This window comes from Frigoribacterium sp. CFBP 8766 (genome assembly GCF_014841435.1).
Taxonomy (GTDB): Bacteria; Actinomycetota; Actinomycetes; order Actinomycetales; family Microbacteriaceae; genus Frigoribacterium.
In genome coordinates, this window is sequence record NZ_JACYTX010000001.1 from 786,780 (window position 1) to 806,309 (window position 19,530).

At 71.9% G+C, this 19,530-nt stretch carries 14 protein-coding genes; 8 read left to right on the top strand and 6 right to left on the bottom strand.

Features of this window, described 5'->3' with window-relative positions:
* Nucleotides 1–46: 46 nt before the first annotated feature.
* Both IFT90_RS03785 and IFT90_RS03790 read left to right on the top strand, forming a co-directional pair.
* Nucleotides 47–2,059, top strand: coding sequence for a hypothetical protein (locus tag IFT90_RS03785; RefSeq protein WP_192041025.1), 2,013 nt, complete (start codon nucleotides 47–49; stop codon nucleotides 2,057–2,059).
* 33 nt (nucleotides 2,060–2,092) lie between these two features.
* Nucleotides 2,093–2,806, top strand: coding sequence for an ABC transporter ATP-binding protein (locus IFT90_RS03790; RefSeq protein WP_192041026.1), 714 nt, complete (start codon nucleotides 2,093–2,095; stop codon nucleotides 2,804–2,806).
* A 108-nt stretch (nucleotides 2,807–2,914) separates the two neighbouring features.
* On the opposite strand, the gene IFT90_RS03795 is transcribed toward IFT90_RS03790, so the two are convergent.
* The 4 genes from IFT90_RS03795 to IFT90_RS03810 all read right to left on the bottom strand — a co-directional run bounded on the left by IFT90_RS03795 (nucleotide 2,915) and on the right by IFT90_RS03810 (nucleotide 7,970).
* Entirely contained in the window at nucleotides 2,915–4,450 is a 1,536-nt protein-coding gene (locus tag IFT90_RS03795) for an alpha-N-arabinofuranosidase (RefSeq protein ID WP_192041027.1), read from the bottom strand.
* A 123-nt stretch (nucleotides 4,451–4,573) separates the two neighbouring features.
* Nucleotides 4,574–5,521: a carbohydrate ABC transporter permease gene (locus IFT90_RS03800; protein WP_244638605.1), complete on the bottom strand. Its 948-nt coding sequence runs from the start codon at nucleotides 5,519–5,521 to the stop codon at nucleotides 4,574–4,576.
* A complete protein-coding gene (locus IFT90_RS03805; RefSeq protein WP_371740986.1) occupies nucleotides 5,518–6,516 on the bottom strand; it encodes a carbohydrate ABC transporter permease in 999 nt (332 codons plus the stop codon). The genes IFT90_RS03800 and IFT90_RS03805 overlap by 4 nt, the downstream gene beginning before the upstream one ends.
* A 65-nt stretch (nucleotides 6,517–6,581) precedes the next feature.
* A complete protein-coding gene (locus IFT90_RS03810; protein ID WP_192041028.1) occupies nucleotides 6,582–7,970 on the bottom strand; it encodes an extracellular solute-binding protein in 1,389 nt (462 codons plus the stop codon).
* A 156-nt stretch (nucleotides 7,971–8,126) separates the two neighbouring features.
* Between IFT90_RS03810 and IFT90_RS03815 the strand changes: the two genes are divergently transcribed.
* Complete coding sequence (locus tag IFT90_RS03815) at nucleotides 8,127–9,083, top strand: PhzF family phenazine biosynthesis protein (protein ID WP_371812079.1); 957 nt, start codon at nucleotides 8,127–8,129, stop codon at nucleotides 9,081–9,083.
* 104 nt (nucleotides 9,084–9,187) lie between these two features.
* Here IFT90_RS03815 and IFT90_RS03820 read toward each other — a convergent pair whose 3' ends face one another.
* Nucleotides 9,188–10,198 (bottom strand): LacI family DNA-binding transcriptional regulator, encoded by a 1,011-nt coding sequence (locus IFT90_RS03820; RefSeq protein WP_192041029.1) that lies wholly within the window; start codon nucleotides 10,196–10,198, stop codon nucleotides 9,188–9,190.
* Between the two features lie 52 nt (nucleotides 10,199–10,250).
* Nucleotides 10,251–14,240 carry an ATP-dependent RNA helicase HrpA gene (gene hrpA / locus IFT90_RS03825; RefSeq protein ID WP_192041030.1) on the bottom strand — a complete coding sequence of 1,330 codons (3,990 nt, stop codon included), beginning with the start codon at nucleotides 14,238–14,240 and terminating at the stop codon, nucleotides 10,251–10,253.
* Nucleotides 14,241–14,380: 140 nt separating this feature from the next.
* On the opposite strand from hrpA, the gene IFT90_RS03830 reads away from it, so the two are divergent.
* From IFT90_RS03830 to IFT90_RS03850, 5 genes are all read left to right on the top strand, one after another.
* Nucleotides 14,381–14,926 carry a hypothetical protein gene (locus tag IFT90_RS03830; RefSeq protein WP_192041031.1) on the top strand — a complete coding sequence of 182 codons (546 nt, stop codon included), beginning with the start codon at nucleotides 14,381–14,383 and terminating at the stop codon, nucleotides 14,924–14,926.
* Nucleotides 14,927–15,198: 272 nt separating this feature from the next.
* On the top strand, nucleotides 15,199–15,816 hold the full coding sequence (locus IFT90_RS03835; RefSeq protein WP_192041032.1) for an ArsR family transcriptional regulator: 618 nt from the start codon (nucleotides 15,199–15,201) through the stop codon (nucleotides 15,814–15,816).
* 361 nt (nucleotides 15,817–16,177) lie between these two features.
* The gene (locus IFT90_RS03840) at nucleotides 16,178–17,191 is read left to right on the top strand and encodes a phosphotransferase (protein ID WP_192041033.1); all 1,014 of its coding nucleotides are present in this window, start codon (nucleotides 16,178–16,180) and stop codon (nucleotides 17,189–17,191) included.
* A gap of 119 nt (nucleotides 17,192–17,310) precedes the next feature.
* Nucleotides 17,311–18,606 carry a sugar ABC transporter substrate-binding protein gene (locus tag IFT90_RS03845; protein ID WP_192041034.1) on the top strand — a complete coding sequence of 432 codons (1,296 nt, stop codon included), beginning with the start codon at nucleotides 17,311–17,313 and terminating at the stop codon, nucleotides 18,604–18,606.
* Nucleotides 18,606–19,517: a carbohydrate ABC transporter permease gene (locus tag IFT90_RS03850; protein ID WP_192041035.1), complete on the top strand. Its 912-nt coding sequence runs from the start codon at nucleotides 18,606–18,608 to the stop codon at nucleotides 19,515–19,517. The genes IFT90_RS03845 and IFT90_RS03850 overlap by 1 nt, the downstream gene beginning before the upstream one ends.
* Nucleotides 19,518–19,530 lie beyond the last annotated feature (13 nt).

Below are 19,530 nucleotides of genomic sequence, written 5' to 3' on the forward strand. Positions count from 1 at the left end.
TCGAGGGGGCTCGTGGCTCTGGGCCGCCGGTCGATCGGGCTCCCGCATGGTGGTGAAGATCGGCGTCTCAGCGGCAGTCGTCATCGTCGCCGTCCTGTCTTTCCTCTTCGTGCGCACGAGCGACGAGGTCGTGCCGGTCGGCACCAGGACGACCCTGACCATCTGGGACGTCGGCGACGTCGATCGTGACGATGTCCTGGGTGTCCTGGAGCAGTCGACGTCCGAGCACGGCGTCGAGATCGTCAAGATGCTGGAGAGCACAGCGTCCGCCTCGGGAACGACCACCAGGGAGCTCTTCGCCCTCGACGCCGCCGTCGTCGGGCGGGAGGGGAGTCGCCTCAGCCCCCATCCCGACTTCGGACGGCGCATCCGGACTCGCTGGGTCGACATCGCAGAGCTCTCGAGCACGAACGTCCAGGGCACCTACGTGAGCCGTGCCGACGAGGTGGCCCTTCGCCCGGTCGCCGACGATCTGGCAGCACGGGGCATGGACGTCTCGACCAAGTCGATCGGGGCGACCAGCCTGGTGATCTGGGCCCTCTACGCCGTGCCCTTCGTACCCCTGGCCGCTGGGGCGGTCGCGTGCCTCGGGGCAGCGGTCGTCCACCGTTCCTCGACGCGTCGACGCGCCGCGGCCCTCGTCCTCACCCAGGGGATGAGCGGGGCGGCGGACGCGGTCCGGGTGCTCAGGGACGACGTGCGCCTCGTCGTCGTCGGCACGGCCATCGTGCTGCTCGCCTCGGTGCCCGTGCTCGCGGCGTACAACGGCATGGCACAGTGGCCGCGCTTCGCCGGCACCGTCGTGATCGCCGAAGCTGGCCTGTGCGTCGGCCTCGCCTCGATCGGCGCTCTGGTGGCCGCGGCGACGCGGATGCGAGACGTGGAGGGTGCGCTCCTCGGTCGGCGTCCCTCGCGACGGTCGGCTGTGGCGTCGGTCTCGGGCCACGCGCTGGCGTCGGGACTCGTGGTCGTCGTTCTCGGCGCCGGATCGGTCGCGGCGGTCGGTGCGGCAGCCGGCAGTCTCGACCGGGAGTCGTGGTCTCACGCCCTGGAGTGGCACCGGCTCGCGTTCTTCTCGACCAACGACGAGCTGAGCCGCTCCGAGCAGTCCTTCGCGGCCGTCGCGAGGCACGAGGCAGCAGCCGGCGAGCTGCTCGTCGCCGTCAGCCCGAGCTACGTCCACGCGGGCCACGGGCCCTACGAGGGCAACTCGCTCACGGTCTCTGCGGACTTCCTCGACGACCAGACCGTGCTCGACCAGGCAGGGCGTCCCATCCGGCCCCCGCAGCTGGATCCCGGCGCTCTGACGCTGCTCGTGCCCCGTTCCGTCTCGGAGGACGGGGGGCCGTGGCGGGCCCAGTGGGCAGACTGGCTCGAGTGGGAGCTGTCGGACCACGGTGGCTCGCCCCGTCCTGACGTCGACCCGCCCGTGAACGTGCTGGTCATCGCCGACGGTCAATCGGTCTTCACCTACGGGACGGCTTGGGGCGAGGAGTCCAGCCACCAGCGGGACGCAGTCGTGGCGGTGCTCCCGACGGCCGTCGACGTCGTGTCCGACGGTTGGCTCGCGAGCAACATGACGTCAGGCGGCGTCCTGTTCTCCGACCCCGCGTCGGTGCAGCGCCAGCTCGACGCCGCTGGACTCGACGAGCAGATCGGGTCCATCGACCGCGCGGCCGACGTCGCAGCGGTCCGCATCGCCGAGCAGTCGCGCGAGCTCCGTGACGTCCTGGCCGTCGCCGCACTGGCCCTCGTCGTCGTCGTGCTCTCCGCCGTGATGACGGGCGCCGCACTCGCCGAGCGCGGGCGTCGCCGGGACGTGGTCCTGCTGACCGCCGGCGCAGGACCGTTCCGAACGGTCCTCCTGCCCGCAGTGCTGACGGGCTCCGTCGTGGCGGCGGTCGTCGCTGCCGTGCAGGCGCTCGGCCTCGTCGAGGGCGCGGGCGCCGTCGTCGCGGGCGCGGGCGCGGCCGTGGTGGTCATCGACGTCGTCGTCATCTCGGCCGTCCTCGCTGTCCATCGCTCACGGATCCGCGCCGACACCCTCAACCGACCCTGACCGCGCCGAGCCATCGGCCCCGAGAGGAACCTCATGCCTCCTGATCTCGACACCTCGGGCACCCGTCCCGCTGACAAGGCCGTCCACGCCGGACCGACCCCGCTGGTGAGGGCGCGAGGCCTCACCCGCCGACGTGGTCCCCGGACGCTCTGGGACGACCTGACCTTCGACGTGGCCCCCGGCGCCTCCGTCGCGGTCACGGGACCGAGCGGGTCCGGCAAGACGAGCCTGCTCTCCTGCCTCGGCCTGCTCGAGAGGGTCGAAGCCGGCACTCTCGAGCTCGCGGGCGCCGACGTCACGCGCATCTCGCGCGCGACTCGACGGTCGCTGTTCCGCGGCACCGTCGGCCATCTGTTCCAGAACTACGCCCTCGTCGAGGACTGGACGGTGGCCGCCAACGTCGACGTCGCGTTCATCGGAGAGCGGACGACCCGCGGTGCCCGCGTCGAGCGTCGTGAGGCTGCTCTGGAGCGGGTCGGGCTGGGCGGCTACGACCGCCGTCGTGCCCACTCGCTCAGCGGCGGAGAGCAACAGCGGGTCGCCCTGGCTCGCCTGATCGTCCGCGCCCCCCGAGTCGTGATCGCCGACGAGCCCTCCGCAGCGCTCGACTCCGACAACGTCGACGTAGTGCTCGGGGTGCTCGACGACCTCCGCGTGGCAGGGTCCGCCCTCGTCGTCGCCACCCACGACGACCGCGTGGTCGCGTGGTGCAGCGACACCCTCGACCTCCGGCCCGTGAGCGGCTGAGCCGACGACGACCGGGGCCCGCGCGCGACCAGCGCCCGCCCGCGGACAGCGCCTGCGTGCCACGAAGGCCCGGGCGCACCTCGCGCCCGGGCCCTCGCGCAGTTCGGCTCAGGCCTTCGCGACCTCGAGCTCGACGACCGCCCACGACAGGGCAGGCAGCGTCAGGCGGGCGCTGCCGCCGTCGACCGTGACGCCGTCGAGCGGCACGAGGCCGACCGCGTCCTGCGCCTGCTCGGTGTTGGCGGTGAAGCGGTCGCCGCCCTCCGGGACCGCCAGCACCTCGGCACGGACGACCCGGCCGTCCGCGAAGCCGCGGAGGACGAGCTCGACGTCCGCCGCCTCCTCCAGTCCGCGGTTGGCGAGGAAGAACGCGATGCGCCCCGTCTCCTCGTCCCACGTCGAGCTGACGTCGACGAGGTCGGCGTCGCCGTACTTCGGGGTGTCGATCTTGTCGCTGGTGACCTGCGTGCGGAGGATCTCGCCCTGGGCCAGCGCCGCCATGCGGGCGAACGGCCAGAAGATCGTCTGGCGCCAGGCGGGCCCGCCCTGCTCGCTGCGGATCGGTGCGATCACGTTGACGAGCTGGGCCTGGTTGGCGATCTTGACCCGGTCGCCGTGGCGCAGCAGCGAGTTCAGGAACGTGCCGACGACGACCGCGTCGGTCACGTTGTACTGGTCCTCGATGAGGCGCGGGTGCTCGACCCAGCCCTTCGAGACGTTGTGCGGCTGGTCGTCCGTGTCGAGGCCCGTCTGGTACCAGACGTTCCACTCGTCGAACGAGATGTGCACCTGCTTGTCGTGCTTGCCCGCGGCCTTCACGCCGTCGATGGTCGAGACGACCTCCTCGATGAAGGCGTCCATGTCGACCGCCGTCGCCAGGAAGCTCGTCGCGTCGCCGTCGTGCTCCTGGTAGTAGGCGTGCATCGAGACGTAGTCGACCTCGTCGTAGGCGTGGGTCAGCACCTCGTGCTCCCACGTGCCGAAGGTCGGCATGCCGCGGCCCGAGCTGCCGACCGCGACGAGCTCGATGCTCGGGTCGACGAACTTCATCGCCTTGGCGGCCTCCTGGGCGAGGCGGCCGTACTCCGTCGCGGTCTTGTGGCCGATCTGCCACGGGCCGTCGAGCTCGTTGCCGAGGCACCAGAGCTTGATGTCGAACGGGTCGGCCGCGCCGTTGGCGATGCGGCGGTCGCTGAGGGCGGTGCCGCCGGGGTGGTTGGCGTACTCGACGAGCTCGCGGGCCGCGTCGACGCCCCGGGTGCCGAGGTTGACGGCCTCCATCACCTCGACCTCGGCCAGCTTCGACCACTCGACGAACTCGTGCAGGCCGAACGCGTTCGACTCGACGGTGTGCCACGCGCCGTCGAGACGGCGGGGGCGCTGGTCGACGGGCCCGACGCCGTCCTCCCAGTTGTAGCCGGAGACGAAGTTGCCGCCGGGGTAGCGGACGACGGTCGCGCCGAGCTCCTTGGTGAGGGCGAGCACGTCGCGACGGAAGCCCTTCTCGTCGGCGGTCTCGTGGCCGGGCTCGTAGATGCCGGTGTACACGCACCGGCCCATGTGCTCGACGAACGAGCCGAACAGGCGGCGCGGCACGGTGCCGATCGTGAACTCGCGGTCGACGGTGATGCGGGCGGTGGTCATGGTTCTCCTTGGTAGAGGGGGAGCGGCGTGCTGGCGGGTGGTCGGTCGGTCAGGAGGTGCGGATCGAGGAGGCGCGGCGCGCGCACCGAGGAGGCGCCGGCCGGGCAGAGGAGGCGCTGGTCGCTACTGCCCCCCGAAGCCGGTGGTCGAGATGCCCTTGATGATCTGCCGCTGGAAGAACAGGAACACCAGGATGAGAGGGAGTGCCGCCAGGATCGCCGCGGCCATGTTCTGCGCGTACTGGATGCCGTACGCGCTCTTGATGGTCTGCAGCCCGACGGGCAGCGTGAGCAGCGACGCGTCGTTGGTGACGATGAAGGGCCAGAGGAAGTTGTTCCAGGCTCCGATGAACACGAAGATCGACACCGCTCCGAGGATGGGGCGCGACAGGGGCAGCAGGATCGTGAAGAAGACCCGGATGCGTCCGGCGCCGTCGACGCGGGCCGCGTCCTCGAGCTCGATCGGCACCTGGTCGAAGAACTTCTTGAGCACGAAGACCATGGCGGGCGCGATGGCCTGCGGAAGGATGATGCCCCAGTACGTGTCGACCATGTCGAAGGCGAGCATCTGGTAGAACAACGGCACGATCAGCACCTGCGGCGGGACGATGATCGACGCGATCGTGGCCACGTAGAGCCACTTCTTGCCGCGGAAGTCGAGCCGCGAGAACGCGTAGGCCACGAGGGCCGACGTCGCCACGACGATCAGCGTGATGGCGATCGACGTGAGCAGGCTGTTGAAGAGCCAGGTGGGGATGTTGCCCTGCTCGAGGATCGCCCGGTAGGCCTGCAGCGTGAAGCCGCCCGCCGGCAGCCAGGTCTGCGGCGTCGCCGCCGCGTCGGCCTCGCTCTTGAACGACGTGGCCAGCGACCAGAGGAACGGCAGCAGCCAGAGCACGGCCAGCACGACGAGGACGACGATGCTGAGGACGCCCATGACGCCGAAGCGCTGCTTGCCGGGTGCGTGGCCGTGGCTGCCGCCTCCTCGGCTCGGGCCTCGGCCTCGGTCGGCTGTGGGGGCTCGCAGGTCGCCGCCGGGCGCTGCGGCGGGGGCGACGGCAGGTGCGGTCATCGCTGGGCTCCCTTGCGGTTGCGGGCCGTGATCGAGAACTGGGCGATCGAGATGACCACGATCACGGCGAAGAAGATGTACGAGATGGCGCTGGAGTAGCCGAACCGGTAGCCGGTGAAGCCCGACTCGAAGATGTACTGGACGGTGGAGCGCGTGGTGCCCGCCGGCCCGCCGTTGGTCATCTGGTAGATCTGGTCGAAGACCTTGAGCGACGCGAGCACCTGCAGGATGACGATCAGGCCGGTGGTCGGGCCGAGCTGCGGGATCGTGATCGACCAGAGCGAGCGCCAGCGGCCGGCGCCGTCGAGCGAGGCCGCCTCGTACTGCTGGTCGGGGATGTTCTGCAGGGCCGCGAGGTAGAGCAGGAAGTTGAAGCCGACCGTCCACCAGACCGTCGTGGCGACGACGGCGATCATGGCCGTGTCCGGGTCCTGCAGCCAGGCGGGCTGCGGCAGCCCGAGGGTGGCCAGCACGTTGTTGATCGGGCCGAGCGTCGGGCTGTACAGCTGGATCCAGAACAGCGACACGACGGTCGACGCCAGCAGGTACGGCAGGAAGAAGCTGAGCCGCCAGAGCCACTGGCCCGGCAGGCCCGTGTTGACCAGCAGCGCGAGCACGAGCGCCACCGCGACGAGCGGGATCGTGCTGAGGATCGTGAACCAGAAGGTGTTGAGCATCGAGCGCCACATGGCGCCGTCGGCGAAGGCCTCGGCGTAGTTGGCGACGCCGATCAGCTCGCCGCCCTGGCCCGTGAGGCTCTGCCCCGTGAAGCTCAGGTACAGGCCGTGCAGGAGGGGCCACACGAGGAAGAGGGCGAACAGGATCGTGAACGGGGCGGCGAAGCCCCAGCCGATGCGGTTCTCCTTGTGGGCGCCGGGGCGCATGCGTGTGCTGGTGCTGCCGCCGCCGGTGCCGCCGGCACGCGTGCGGCTGCCGGTGGTGGCAGGGCTCCGGTCGGCGGGGGCCGCCGGGGTCGTGACCGTCGTGGTCGTCACAGATCGACTCCTTCGTCGTCGTGCAGGGCTGGGTCGTCAGGGAGGGGGAGGAGGAGCTGCTCGGCTCACACCGGGGCGGGGCGGCCGAGCTGCGTGTTCACCCGGTCGACGAACCGCTTCATGCCCGTCGCCGCGTCGTCCTTCGCCAGGATGACCGACTGGATGCTGTCGAGGAAGTACGTCTGGAAGTCCGACCCCGAGCCGGTGAACCAGGCCGGCGGGTCGTAGTTCAGGTACTCGGCCGCCTCGGCGTAGTGCGCCTGGGGGATCAGGTCGGCGTACTCGCTGCTGTCGACCACGGGCCCGTACGCGGGGATGTGCCCGGCCTCGGCCCACGAGATCGAGTCCTTGAGGATGGTCGAGACCATCTTGTAGACGTCCTCGCGCTTCGCCTCGTCGACGGTGCTCTGCCGGGGCAGCACGAACGCGTGCGAGTCGGCGTAGACGGCGGGGGTGCCGAACAGCGTGGGGATGATGCTCGCGTCGTAGGGGATGCCCGACGCGGCGGCGCTCGGCACCTCCCACACGCCGGTGAAGAGCATGCCGCTCTCGCCCGAGACGAACTCGGCGATGCCCGACTGGATGTCGCTCGCCTCGGCCATCACGGTGCCGTCGGTCATCTGCTGCATGAACTCGAGGGCGGTGACGGCCGCCTCCTCGTCGTACTCGACGGTCCCGCCCTCGCGGAGCTCCATGTCGGCGCCCTGCTGCTTGTAGAACGTGTAGAACATGCGCCAGAGCTGGGCGCCGTCGTTGAGGTACCCCCACGAGGCGCCGTGCTTGCCGGTGACGGCCTGCATCGCGGTCGCGACCTCGAGGAACTGCTCGGGGCTCGTGATCTCGGCGAGCTGCCCGTCGGGGCCGAGGACGCCGGCCTGGGCGGCGATGTCGGTGTTGTACAGCAGGATGAACGGATGCGAGTCGAGCGCGACCGAGTACAGCTGGTCGCCGCTGAAGCCGGCCTCCCAGACCGCCGGTGCGAAGTCCTCTTCTCGGAGGCCGTACGAGGCGAGCTTCTCGACGTCCCACGGGTCGAGCAGGCCGCCGGGCGCGTAGCCGGGCACGCGCGACGCGTGCATGATCGCGACGTCCGGGGCGCGGCCGCCGGCCGACGCCATGGCGAGCTTCGTGTAGTACGGCGTGCCCCAGGCGAGCACGGTCTGCGTCGCGTGGAACTCGGGGTTCTGCTCGTTGGCCTGGTCGACGAGGGCGGACATCTTCACGCCGTCGCCCCCGCTCAGCAGGTGCCAGAACTTCAGCTGCTCGACCGTCGCGCCGGAGGCGGTGGTCGCGCCGGTCGCACAGCCCGAGAGGGCGGTGGCCGCGAACGCGGTGCCGAGCAGGGCCGCACCGCCGACGAGGACGCCGCGGCGGCTGAGGCCGGCGCCTCGGGCTGCGGTGCCGGGCGGGGCGGCCTCGGCTCGGCTGCGGGCGGGGTGGTCGGGCAGGGTCATGTTCACTCCTTCGTGACGTGTGACTGCTCGCACTATTCCATCGTTGTAATCCCGACGCAAGAGGCAGCCGGCAGGTCGTCGCGCATCGGCCCGGAGCGGCCGGCGACTGCCGGGTGGACCTTGCCCTCAGGAGGTGTGGACCGCGACAGTGGTGCGGTGACCGTTCCCCGCGTGCCGACGACCGCCTCCTCGACCGACGTGCTGCGGCTGACCGCGTTCGCGGACGGGCCGGGCGGCGGCAACCCCGCGGGGGTGGTGCTCGACGCGTCGGTGCTCGACGACGTGCGGATGCAGCAGATCGCCGCTGAGGTCGGCTACGCCGAGACCGCCTTCGTCGTCGACCGAGCCGTCGGAGGCGACGACCGCGTGGTGCGCGCCCGCTACTTCTCGCCGATCGCCGAGGTTCCGTTCTGCGGACACGCGACGATCGCGACGGCCGTGGCCCTCGCCGACGAACGGGGGACGGGGGCGTTCCGGTTCGAGACGGCCGTCGGTCCGGTCGTCATCGAGACCACGCAGGAGGCGGTGGCCGGGGGAGGGAGCGAGCTGCGCGCCTCCTTCACCAGCGTCGAGCCGCGGACTCGTCCCCTGGCCGACGCCGTCGCCGACGAGCTGCTCGACCTGCTCGCGCTCGACCGCGACGACCTCGACCCGGCGTGGTCGCTCGCCGAGGCGTTCGCCGGCAACTGGCACCCGGTCGTGGCTGTGCGGTCGCTTGCGGTGTTCGACTCGTTCGGGTTCGACCCCGGTGCGGTCCGCGAGCTGATGGACCGGCAGGGCTGGTCGGGCACCGTGACGGTCGTCTGCACGGAGGGCGTCGATCTCGACCTCGCCATCGCTGCAGCCGTCGCGACCCGCGGAGCCGACGCCGAGCTGCCCGCGATCGAGGCCCGCAACCTGTTCCCCGTCGGCGACATCACCGAGGACCCGGCCACCGGGTCGGCGGCCGCCGCCCTCGGGGCGTACCTGCGGGCTGGCGGCCTGCTCGCGCCTCCTTCGCGGTTCACGGTGCGGCACGGCCGGCACGTCGGACGTCCGAGCCTGCTCGTGGTCGACGTGCCCACGACGGGCGGGATCACGGTCGGCGGCACCGCGGCCCTGATCGTCGGGTGACGCGCCTGGCGTCCGCGGNCCGCACCCCCGAATTCGGGGGTGCGGCGCATCGGAGGGGGTGTGGCGCGTCGTCGCGGTGCCGCGCGGTCGCGGCGCACCGCGGGTCAGGCGCGGGCCGCCGTGCTCTCGCGCCGCACGATCTCGTGGGGAATGATCGCGAGCTCGGGCGGCCGGTCGCGGTCGGCGATGCGCGCCGCCAGCAGCTCGAGCGTTCGCTCGGCGAAGAGCCGCTTGTCGAGGCGCACGGTCGTGAGCGGCGGCAGCGTGAAGCGGCCGTCGGCGATGTCGTCGAAGCCCGCGACCGAGACGTCGTCGGGCACCCGCAGGCCCGCCGCCCAGAGGGCGTGCACGGCGCCGATCGCGAGCGAGTCGGTGAAGCAGAAGAGCGCGTCCGGCGGACCGTCGGCGGCGAGGCGCTCACGCACGGCAGCGGCACCCGCCTCGGGCGACCACGATCGACACGACCACCGCAGCGCGGGGTCGACGGGCAGCCCGGCCGCCTCGTGCGCCTGCTGCCAGCCGAGGGTGCGCGCCCGTGCCGTCGCGCTGTCGAAGCCGTCGCCCGAGCTGCCGAGCACGGCGATGCGCCGGTGCCCGAGCTCGATCAGGTGCGTGGTCATGTCACGGGCGGCCGCGACGCTGTCGACCCTGACCTGGTCGACGAGGCTCTGCTCGACCTCCCCGATCACGACGACCGGCGGCAGCGACTCCGCGCCGACGATGGCGCTCTCGTCGAGGCTCACCGGGTTGAGCACGAGACCGTCGACCAGGTGCTCCTTGCCCCTCAGCAGCAGCTCGCGTTCGCGCTCCGGGCGCATGCCGGTCTGCTCGAGCTGCACCGACCAGCCGCGCTCGTGCGCGACCTCGACGAACCAGTGCGACATCTCTGCGCTGTACGGCGTCGTGAGGTCGGGGAAGGCGAGCGCGATGGAGCCCGTGCGGCCGGTGCGGAGCCCTCGTGCGCTCAGGTTGGGCACGTAGGCGAGCGCGGCCACCGCCTCCTCGACGCGCGCCCTGGTCTCGGCGCTGACCCGGACCGCGCCCGTCACGACGTTCGAGACCGTCTTCGGAGAGACGCCCGCCCGGGCGGCCACGTCCTTGACCGTCGCTCGCATCCGCCCAGGCTAGCGCCGCGCCGCACGTCGGACGCGAACCAGCGGGTGGCGGCTACGCCGAGGCGAGCACCTTCGCGATGCGCTGCAGCGACACGCTCTCGCTCGGCCGCAGGTCCTGTGCGAACAGGCTGATCCGGAACTCCTCGAGCATCCACCGGGCGCGCACGAGCAGGGGAGGCGCCCCCTCGACCGGCGGGAACGCCCCGCCCGCCGCCTCGTACCGCTCCGTCGCCTGCTGCACCTCGGTCAGCCACGCCCGGTCGCGCGACGGCGCCTCGAGCAGCTTCGCCGTGCGGCGGGTGATGCCGACGAGGTAGACGGGCACGCGCTGCAGCTGCTGGAGGCCGGTGGCCGAGACGAAGCCCGGGTACACGAGGCGGTCGCGCTGCTGCCGCATGTCGGTGAGCGCCGTGAGCAGCGACATGTTCGTCGCCGCCTTCATCGCCTTGTCGGCGTCGCGGGCGGCGGTCAGGGTGCGAGCCACGAGCGAGACCGTCTGGAACATCTGGTCCATCACGGCGCCCGACACCCGGTCGCGCACGGTGAGGAACTCCTTCTTCGTGTACAGCTGCCCGTCGGGCTTCACCCGGTGCAGCACGTCGTCGACGACCGCGACGAGGCAGTCCGCGAACAGCGCAGACGTGTTCTGGTACGGGCTGGTCGCGAGGATCAGCTTCTCGGGCGCCGTCAGGTGCTGCTGCACGTAGGCGACGGGGCTCGGCACGGCGAGCATGAGCAGGCGTCGCACGCCCCTCGGCGTCTCGCGCGCCTGGTCGGCAGGCGTCGCCATCAGGCGGATAGCCACGGAGGCGCCCTCGTCGACCAGCGCCGGGTACGCCCGGATCACGGTGTCGCCGTGTCGCGTGTCGACGACGGTCGGCAGCTCGTCGAAGTCCCACGAGGTGAGGCCGCTGCGCTCGATGGCGTTCGCCGGAGCGGCGGTCGCGGCGTCGGGGCGACCGCCCTCGGGGCCGCCGCGTCCTCGTCGACCGCGCCCCGCGCCTCCTGCGCCTGGCCCCTGGCCCTGCGTGACCCGTGCGACGCTCTCGCGCATGTCGTCGCTGAGCCGGTGCTGCAGCTCGTCGAGCGACTTGCCCGCGCCCACCGTGCGGCCGCGTTCGTCGACGACCGCCCACGTGACGCGCAGGTGCGCGGGCACGCGCTCGAGGTCGAAGTCGGCGGCGTCGACGGGCGTGTAGGTCAGCTTCTTGATGACGGAGGCGAGGGTCGCGGTGAACGACTCCGCGACGTCGTGCGGCGGCTCGGCCGGCAGCTCGGCGGTGATCTTCGACGCCCAGTCGGCGGCGGGCACGACGTTCTTGCGGATCTGCTTCGGCAGCGACTTGATCAGCGAGGTGACCAGCTCGTCGCGGAGCCCCGGCACCTGCCAGTCGAACCCGGCCGACCGGAGGCGCGCCAGCAGCGGCAGGGGCACGACCACCGTCACGCCGTCGTCGTCGGCTCCCGGCTCGAACTTGTAGCGGAGCGTCAGCGTCTGGTCGCCCTGCCGCCACGTGCTCGGGAACCCGGCCTCGTCGACGTCGGGCTCGTCGTCGCCGAGCAGGTCGGCGGCGGTCATCGTCAGCAGGTCGGGCGTCTCCTGCTTCGCCTTCCGCCACCAGCCCTCGAAGTCGCGGGTGCTCGTGACCTCGGCCGGCACGCGGCGCTGGAAGAACTCGAAGGCGGCGTCGCCGTCGACGAGGATGTCGCGGCGACGGGTCCGCTCCTCCACCTCGGTCAGTTCGCGGATCAGCTGCTGGTTGGCCTTCTCGAACGACTGCCGGCTCTCCCAGTCGCCCTCGACGAGGGCGTGCCGGATGAAGAGCTCGCGGGCGTAGCCGGGGTCGATCCGGGAGAACTGGATGCGCCTCCTCGGCACGATCGGGACGCCGTAGAGCGTCACGCGCTCGTAGGCGACGACCGAGCCCTGCTTCTTCTCCCAGTGCGGCTCGCCGTAGCTGCGCTTCACGAGGTCGGGGGCGAGCGGCTCGGCCCAGGCCGGGTCGATCGCACCGTTGACGCGGGCGAACAAGCGGCTCGTCTCGACGAGCTCGGCGCTCATGATCGCGGCGGGCTGCTTCTTCGCGAGCGAGCTGCCCGGGAACACCAGGAACCTCGTCTGCCGGGCGCCGACGTAGTCCTTCTTCTGCGGGTCGAGCAGGCCGATCTGGCTGAGCAGGCCGGCCAGGAGGCTGCGGTGCACGCCGTCGGGGTTCGTGCTGCGCTCGCCGACGTGCAGGCCGAGGGGCTTGGCCGCCCGCAGCAGCTGCCGGTAGACGTCCTGCCACTCACGGACGCGCAGGTAGTTGAGGAACTCATCGCGGCAGAGGCGCTTGAACGCGTTGCCGGTGAGCTCGTCCTTCTTGTCCTCCAGGTGGTTCCAGAGGTTGAGGAGCGTCATGAAGTCGCCCTGCGGGTCCTTGAACCGGGCATGCGACTCGTCGGCCTGGGCGCGACGCTCGAGCGGGCGCTCGCGAGGGTCCTGGATGCTGAGCGCCGCGACGATCGCGAGCACCTCGCGGGTGGTGCCGTGCACCTTCGACTCGACGGCCATCCGGGCCAGGCGGGGGTCGATCGGCAGGCGCGTCAGCTGCTTGCCGACGCGGGTGATCTGGCCGCCCTGGGTGACGGCGCCGAGCTCGCGCAGCAGGTCGAGGCCGTCCTTGATGCCGCGGCTGTCGGGCGGCTGGAGGAACGGGAACGCCGCGATGTCGCCGAGGCCGAGCGAGATCATCTGGAGGATGACGGCGGCGAGGTTCGTGCGGAGGATCTCGGGCTCGGTGAACTCGTCGCGCTTCTCGAAGTCGGTCTCGCTGTAGAGCCGGATCGCGATGCCGTCGCTCGTGCGGCCCGAGCGGCCGGAACGCTGGTTCGCGCTCGCCTGCGAGATCGCCTCGATGGGCAGGCGCTGCACCTTCGCGCGGGTCGAGTAGCGGCTGATGCGCGCGGTGCCGGCGTCGATCACGTACTTGATGCCCGGCACGGTCAGGCTCGTCTCGGCGACGTTGGTCGCGAGGACGATGCGACGCCTGGTGCCGGCGGTCGAGCTCGGCTGGAAGACGCGGTGCTGGTCGGCCGCGCTCAGGCGGCCGTAGAGCGGCAGCACCTCCGTCTGCGGCAGGTTCCGGGCCCGGATCGCGTCCTCGGCGTCGCGGATCTCGTTCTCGCCGCTGAGGAACACGAGCACGTCGCCCGAGCTCTCCCGGGCCAGCTCGTCGAGGGCCTCGTTGATGCCCTGCAGGTAGTCCTTGTCGTCGGCTCGCTGCCTCGGGTCGCCGGCCCGCGCCTCCTTGGCTCGCCGGGCTGCGGCGCCGGGGCGGCCGGGCTCGCCGCGGCGGCGCCCGTCGTCGCGTCGGGAGTCGTCGCGTCGTGCAGCCTGGCGAGCCGGGGTCGGGGCGTCGTCCAGCTCGTCCAGGTCGTCGACGTCGCGGTCGTCGTCGGCCGTGGTGTCGTCGGCGACGAGGGGCCGGTAGCGGATCTCGACCGGGTAGGTGCGGCCCGAGACCTCGACGATAGGCGCACCGTCGAAGTGCTGCGAGAACGACTCGGGGTCGATGGTGGCGCTCGTGATGATCAGCTTGAGGTCGGGCCGGCGCGGCAGCAGCTGCTTGAGGTAGCCGAGCAGGAAGTCGATGGTGAGGCTGCGCTCGTGCGCCTCGTCGATGATGATCGTGTCGTACCGCTTCAGCTCGCGGTCGAAGTGGATCTCGTTCAGCAGGATGCCGTCGGTCATCAGCTTGATCTGCGTGTCGGCGCCGACCTTGTCGGTGAACCGCACCTGGTAGCCGACGAGCCCGCCGACCTCCTCGCCCAGCTCTTCCGCGATGCGCTCGCTGATCGTCCGTGCGGCGATGCGGCGCGGCTGGGTGTGCCCGATGCTCGTGCGGCCGAGCTCGAGGCAGATCTTCGGCAGCTGCGTCGTCTTGCCCGAGCCCGTGGAGCCCGCGACGATGACGACCTGGTGATCGCGGATCGCGGCGGCGATGTCGTCGCGTCTCTGGGTGACCGGCAGCTCGGGGGGATAGGTGATGGTGGGCGACATGAGCCCTCCATCGTAAGCCGCGCGGGCTGGGGAGCGCTCCCCGAAGTGGTCCCTCCCCAGGGGCGCAGGTGCCCAGCGCCGTCCCCGTCCCCGGGCGGGACGAGGAGGCGCGGGTCGGCCGGCAGGGCACCCTCGCTTGCATGCCCCCCACGAACCGCCTGCTCGCCGCCTCCTCGTCCGCCGCCTCCCTCGGTGCGGCCTCGCCGCTCGCCGTCATGACCGACCCGCTCTGCGTCTGCGTCCTCGACGTGCTCGAGCACGGTGCGCGGGCGGCCTCGCAGCTCGTCGCCGAGGCGTCGCGACGGCTCGGGCCCTCGGCGGGCGGCCCCGCGTTCGTCGCCTCTCGCGTCGCGCTGTTGGTCGCGTCGGGCTTCGTGGAGGCCAGCGAGCCGCCGCCCGGCTCGGCCGTCGGGGCCGAGACCGTCCTGTCCGTCGCCGAGCGGCGCTCGTGCGAGCTGCTCGACGCCCTGGCGGAGGCGGTGGCCGAGGTCCGCGACGCCGGGGACGTGCAGCAGGAACAGGACCTCGTCGATGCCCTCGAGACCGCGTGGGCCGCCCGCGACGGCCGACGCTCGGGCCTCCGCGGCGTGGACGAGTTCCGCGCGTCCGAGGCCGGACGCCGCCATGCGCGTCGAGTCGCCGAGGGGACGCTCGGCCAGCCGGGCTCGCCCTTCGCCGCCGGGTGAGGGAAGGCGTGTCCTTCTTCGGTGTGCTGCTGCTGCGGCCTGCGGGCTCTCGGGTGTGGGGGTGTGAAGGCGCTCTGGCTGTTCCGTCACGGAACGGAGCGACCATGCCGCGGGGCGAGGTGCTGCGAGTGCTGATCCGTCACGAGACGGAGCGACCACGCCGCGGGGCGAGGTGCCGCGAGTGCTGATCCGTCACGAGACGGAGCGACCATGCCGCGGGGCGAGGTGCTGCGAGTGCTGATCCGTCACGAGACGGAGCGACCTTGGACGACGTGAACCGTCCTGGTCTCGACGCCGATGCGGCCCGTCGCCGCGACGACGGGCCGCCCGGCAAGGAGCAGGACGAACGCGGTGCGTCGCCCACGGCGCGTCGTGGACGCCCGGGTCGTCGCTCTGCCGGAGCGCGGGCGATGCACCCGTTCGAAGTGCTCGGCGACGTGACGAGGCGGGAGCTGGTGGAGGTGCTCGCGATCGGCCGGCAGACGTCGGGCGACCTCGCGAGCATCCTCCACGAGCGACGCGCCGTGGGGTGGTCGAGCGTGTCCCAGCACCTCGGGGTGCTGCTCGAGTCGGGCTTCGTCGTCGTCGAGCAGGACGGCCCCCGGCGCTGGTACCACCTGCGCGACGACTGGCTCGACCTCGTCACGGCGGGGCTCGACGAGCTGCGACATGCCTGGGACGAGGGCGCGTCGTCCCGAGAGCTGGGCGCCGGTCCTGCAGTGATGGCTCGACGGATCCGGTCGGGCGACGTCGTCCTCAGGGAGCCGGGCGATCCGGTGCCGCCGCTGCGGGACGCCAGGCGGGGACGCAACGGACTCGACCTCAGTGCCCGCGGCGTCGGCCGGAGCCACTGGAGCGACGACGCCGACGGCAGCAGCGACCTCGACTGACGCGGCCCTGTCCGGGTTCCGTTCCGTCACGGATCAGGCTGGGTTCCGTTTCGTGACGGATCAGGTTGGGCGGGCCTCGTCCGTGTTCCGTTCTGTGACGGATCAGGCCGTGAGCGGCCGAGACCAGGGGGAAGGGGCTGTTCCGTCTCGTGACGGATCAGGCTCAGCAGAGAGTCCCCTCCTCTCGCGGGCCGACGGCCCGGCTCGGAGCAGCGACTTCCGGTCCCGGTGCCGAGCGGGTGGCCCGGTGCCGAGTGTTCTGCGCCGGACGCGGGCCGATGTCTGCGGTCCGGACGATGATGAGCCGGTGTCAGCCGTTCACCCGACGATCCCGTCACCGCAGCCGTCCCCCCTGCCTCCCGTGGCGCCGCCGTCCCTCGGCGCATGGGGGCTCGACGTCGTCGACGAGCTGCTGATCGTCGGCGGGCTCGACCCGGACGCCGCCGTCTGGCAGGTCCGCGACCGCTCCGGCGACGGCTGGGCCGTGAAGGCGACCCGGCGCGACTGCCGGTTCGGCCTCGCGCTCGCCGCCGCCCTCGGCCCCGACTCCGGCGTCGTCGCCCCGCTGCCCACCCGGACGGGCGACCACTGGTCCGAGCGCGACGGGGTGCTCGTCTCGGTCTCTCCCTGGGTCCTCGGCGACGACGCCGCGGAGGACGGCCGGGGCCTCGACCTCGACCAGTGGGCCGAGCTGGGCGCCGTCGTCCGTCGGGTGCACGACCAGCCGCCTCCGTCGTCCGTCGCCCCGCTGCGGCACGGCGTCAAGCGGACCGGCCGTCGGGCCCGCGTGCGCCTCCGCGACCTCGACGCCCGCTTCGTCGGCGCCGGGCAGGCCCCCGGCGTCGACCCCGAGCTGGCCGAGCTGTGGCACGTCCACCGCGACCGGCTGCGTCGTCTCGAGACCACGGCGCTGCAGCTGAAGGAGGCGCGGGGCGCGACCGCACGCGTGTCCTGCCACGGCGACCCGCACCTCGGAAACGTCGTGGTCGACCCGGCCGGCCGCCCCTGGCTCATCGACCTCGACGAGGCCACCGTCGCTCCGCGCGAGGTCGACCTCGTGCTCGTCGAGCTCGGCGTGCTGCCCGGGCTGCCCGTCGAGCCCGAGCACCGCGCGGCGTTCCGCGGCGGGTACGGCGACGACGTGCGGCTCGACGACGACCGCATCACGCGATTCGGCTGCGTCCGCGCCCTGGAGGACGTCACGGCGGTCTTCGCGGCGCTGGAGGGAGCACACTCTCCGCAGCACTCCGACGACCCGGTCGGGGTACGCGCTGGTCTGGACGCCCTGCTCGGCCCGAGCGGGCTCGTGTCGCTGGTCGAGGAACGCCTGTCCCGCTCGTCGCCCCCGACCGGCCGGCCGAGACGCGACACCTGACTCACGGCACCGACCACCGCAGCACCGATCACGCCGCCACCGATCACCACAGCACCGATCACCACAGCACCGATCACCACAGCACCGATCTCGACAGCACCGACGCCAGGAGAAACGACATGACGACCCGACGCACCACCCGACGCACGACCGCCGCGGCCGCGGCCACCCTCGCCCTCGCCGCCGGGCTCTCCGGCTGCAGCGGCTTCACGGGCGGCGGCGGCGACGACGACGCCGACGGCGCCCTGACCTTCACGACCTGGGCCAGCGAGTCCGAGCAGGACAGCTTCGAGAAGCTGGTGGCCCAGTTCGAGAGCGAGCACGACGGTGCGACCGTCGACCTCAACGTCGTGCCCTACGACCAGATGTTCTCCAACATCGACGCGCAGCTCTCGACGGGCGACGCCCCCGACGTCTTCCGCGTCGACTACGGCAACCTCGGCGTCTACTCGAGCCAGGGCCAGCTGCTCGACCTCACGGGCCAGATCGACGACGAGGACTCGTTCCAGCCCGCGATGCTCGAGGCCGTCTCGTACGACGGCGCGCCCTACGGCGTGCCGCACCAGACCGACGTCTCCGCGCTGCTCGTCAACACCGAGCTGCTCGCCGCAGCCGGCCTCACCGACCTGCCGACGAGCCAGGCGGACGCCTGGACGTGGGACGAGTTCGGCGAGGTGGCGACGAAGCTCCGCGCGAGCCTCCCCGCCGACCAGTACCCGTTCGGGGTGAACTGGCAGCAGGGCGGCACGCCGCGCTGGCTCAGCTGGCTGTTCCAGGCCGGCGGCGCCCTGCTCGCCGACGACGGGACGACGAGCGAGATCGACTCTCCCGAGGCAGCGGAAGCGCTCGGCTTCACCCAGTCGTTCTTCGAGCAGGGGTGGGTGGCGCCGAGCAGCAGCGTGAAGTCGACGACGTACGCCGACACGGAGTTCAGCGAGCAGACGACGGCCATGGCGTTCGTCGGGTCGTTCCTCGTGCCCGAGCTCGCGGACACCGACTTCGACTGGACGGCCGTGCCGATGCCCGTCGACGAGCGCGGCGCGACCGACCTCGGCGGCAACGCCCTCGTCGCGACGGCCGACACCGACCAGGGCGAGCTCGCGACCGAGTTCCTGAACTTCATGGCCTCCGCCGACGCGATGACCGAGTTCTGCGCGGCCACGAACGAGCTGCCGACCCGGACCGACATCGACGCCTCGTCCATCGACTTCGCCGTGCGGCCCGACGTCATGCCGGTCTTCGTCGACCAGGCCACGACCATCGAGCCGAGCGACGTCAAGCAGCTGACCTCGCCGTACCTCGCCGAGATCACCGTCGCGATGCAGGACCAGCTCGAGGCGGCGTTCACCCAGGGGCAGTCGGTCGACGACACCCTGAGCGCCCTGGACGAGGCCGTCGGCCAGGCCACCGACTGATGACGGCGCTGCCGGGTGCGCGCCGTCCCGGACGACGCGCCGCCCGCCTCCGGGAGAACCTGGTCGGCTGGGCCTTCATCGGGCCGAACCTGGTGCTGCTGTCGGTGTTCCTGCTCGTGCCCATCCTCTGGGCCGTGCAGCTGTCGTTCCAGGAGACCCGCGGTTTCGGCGACCCCGAGTGGGTGGGCGGCGCGAACTACGCCCGCATGGTCGCCGACCCCGTCTTCTGGCAGACGCTCGGCAACACGGTGCTCTTCACCGTGGTCACCGTGCCGGTCGAGATGGCGCTGGGGCTGGGGCTCGCGGTCCTGCTCGACGGCGTCCTGCCCGGGCGACGCACCTGGCGGACGATGCTCGTGCTGCCGATGGTCATCTCGGGCGTCGCCAGCGCGATGATCGCCGTCATCCTGTTCACCGAGGCGAACGGCCTCGTCAACAAGGTGCTGCGCGCCCTCGGGCTCGGGTCGGTGCCGTGGCAGTCGGACGGCGCGCTCGCGATGGTCTCGGTCATCGTCACGATGATCTGGCTGCGCGTCGGCCTCAACATGATCATCTACCTGGCGGGCCTCCAGTCCGTCTCGCCCGAGCTCTACGAGGCCGCCGAGCTCGACGGCGCCGGTGCCTGGCAGCGCTTCCGCTCGATCACCGTGCCGCTCGTCGGGCCGTCGACGTTCTTCCTGCTCGTGCTCAACGTGATCGCGTCGTTCCAGGTCTTCGACCTCGTCTTCGTGCTCACGGGCGGCGGCCCCGGCTACTCCACGTCGGTGCTCGGCACCTACGCCTACCGCAACGGCTTCCAGATCCGCGAGCAGGGCTACGGCGCCGCGCTCGGCGTCGTGATCCTCGTCGTGACGCTGGCCTTCACGGTCGTGCAGTGGCGCACCAACCGCACCCGCGACCTCACGGAATGACGAGGAACAGAAC

What these genes read in the sequence shown, in the direction of transcription:
- IFT90_RS03830 (WP_192041031.1), top strand. Translation starts at nt 14,381, where the DNA reads ATGCCCCCCACGAACCGCCTGCTCGCCGCCTCCTCGTCCGCCGCCTCC.
- IFT90_RS03800 (WP_244638605.1), bottom strand. Translation starts at nt 5,521, where the DNA reads ATGACCGCACCTGCCGTCGCCCCCGCCGCAGCGCCCGGCGGCGACCTG.
- IFT90_RS03810 (WP_192041028.1), bottom strand. Translation starts at nt 7,970, where the DNA reads ATGACCCTGCCCGACCACCCCGCCCGCAGCCGAGCCGAGGCCGCCCCG.
- IFT90_RS03795 (WP_192041027.1), bottom strand. Translation starts at nt 4,450, where the DNA reads ATGACCACCGCCCGCATCACCGTCGACCGCGAGTTCACGATCGGCACC.
- IFT90_RS03850 (WP_192041035.1), top strand. Translation starts at nt 18,606, where the DNA reads ATGACGGCGCTGCCGGGTGCGCGCCGTCCCGGACGACGCGCCGCCCGC.
- IFT90_RS03785 (WP_192041025.1), top strand. Translation starts at nt 47, where the DNA reads ATGGTGGTGAAGATCGGCGTCTCAGCGGCAGTCGTCATCGTCGCCGTC.
- IFT90_RS03845 (WP_192041034.1), top strand. Translation starts at nt 17,311, where the DNA reads ATGACGACCCGACGCACCACCCGACGCACGACCGCCGCGGCCGCGGCC.
- IFT90_RS03820 (WP_192041029.1), bottom strand. Translation starts at nt 10,198, where the DNA reads ATGCGAGCGACGGTCAAGGACGTGGCCGCCCGGGCGGGCGTCTCTCCG.
- IFT90_RS03790 (WP_192041026.1), top strand. Translation starts at nt 2,093, where the DNA reads ATGCCTCCTGATCTCGACACCTCGGGCACCCGTCCCGCTGACAAGGCC.
- hrpA (WP_192041030.1), bottom strand. Translation starts at nt 14,240, where the DNA reads ATGTCGCCCACCATCACCTATCCCCCCGAGCTGCCGGTCACCCAGAGA.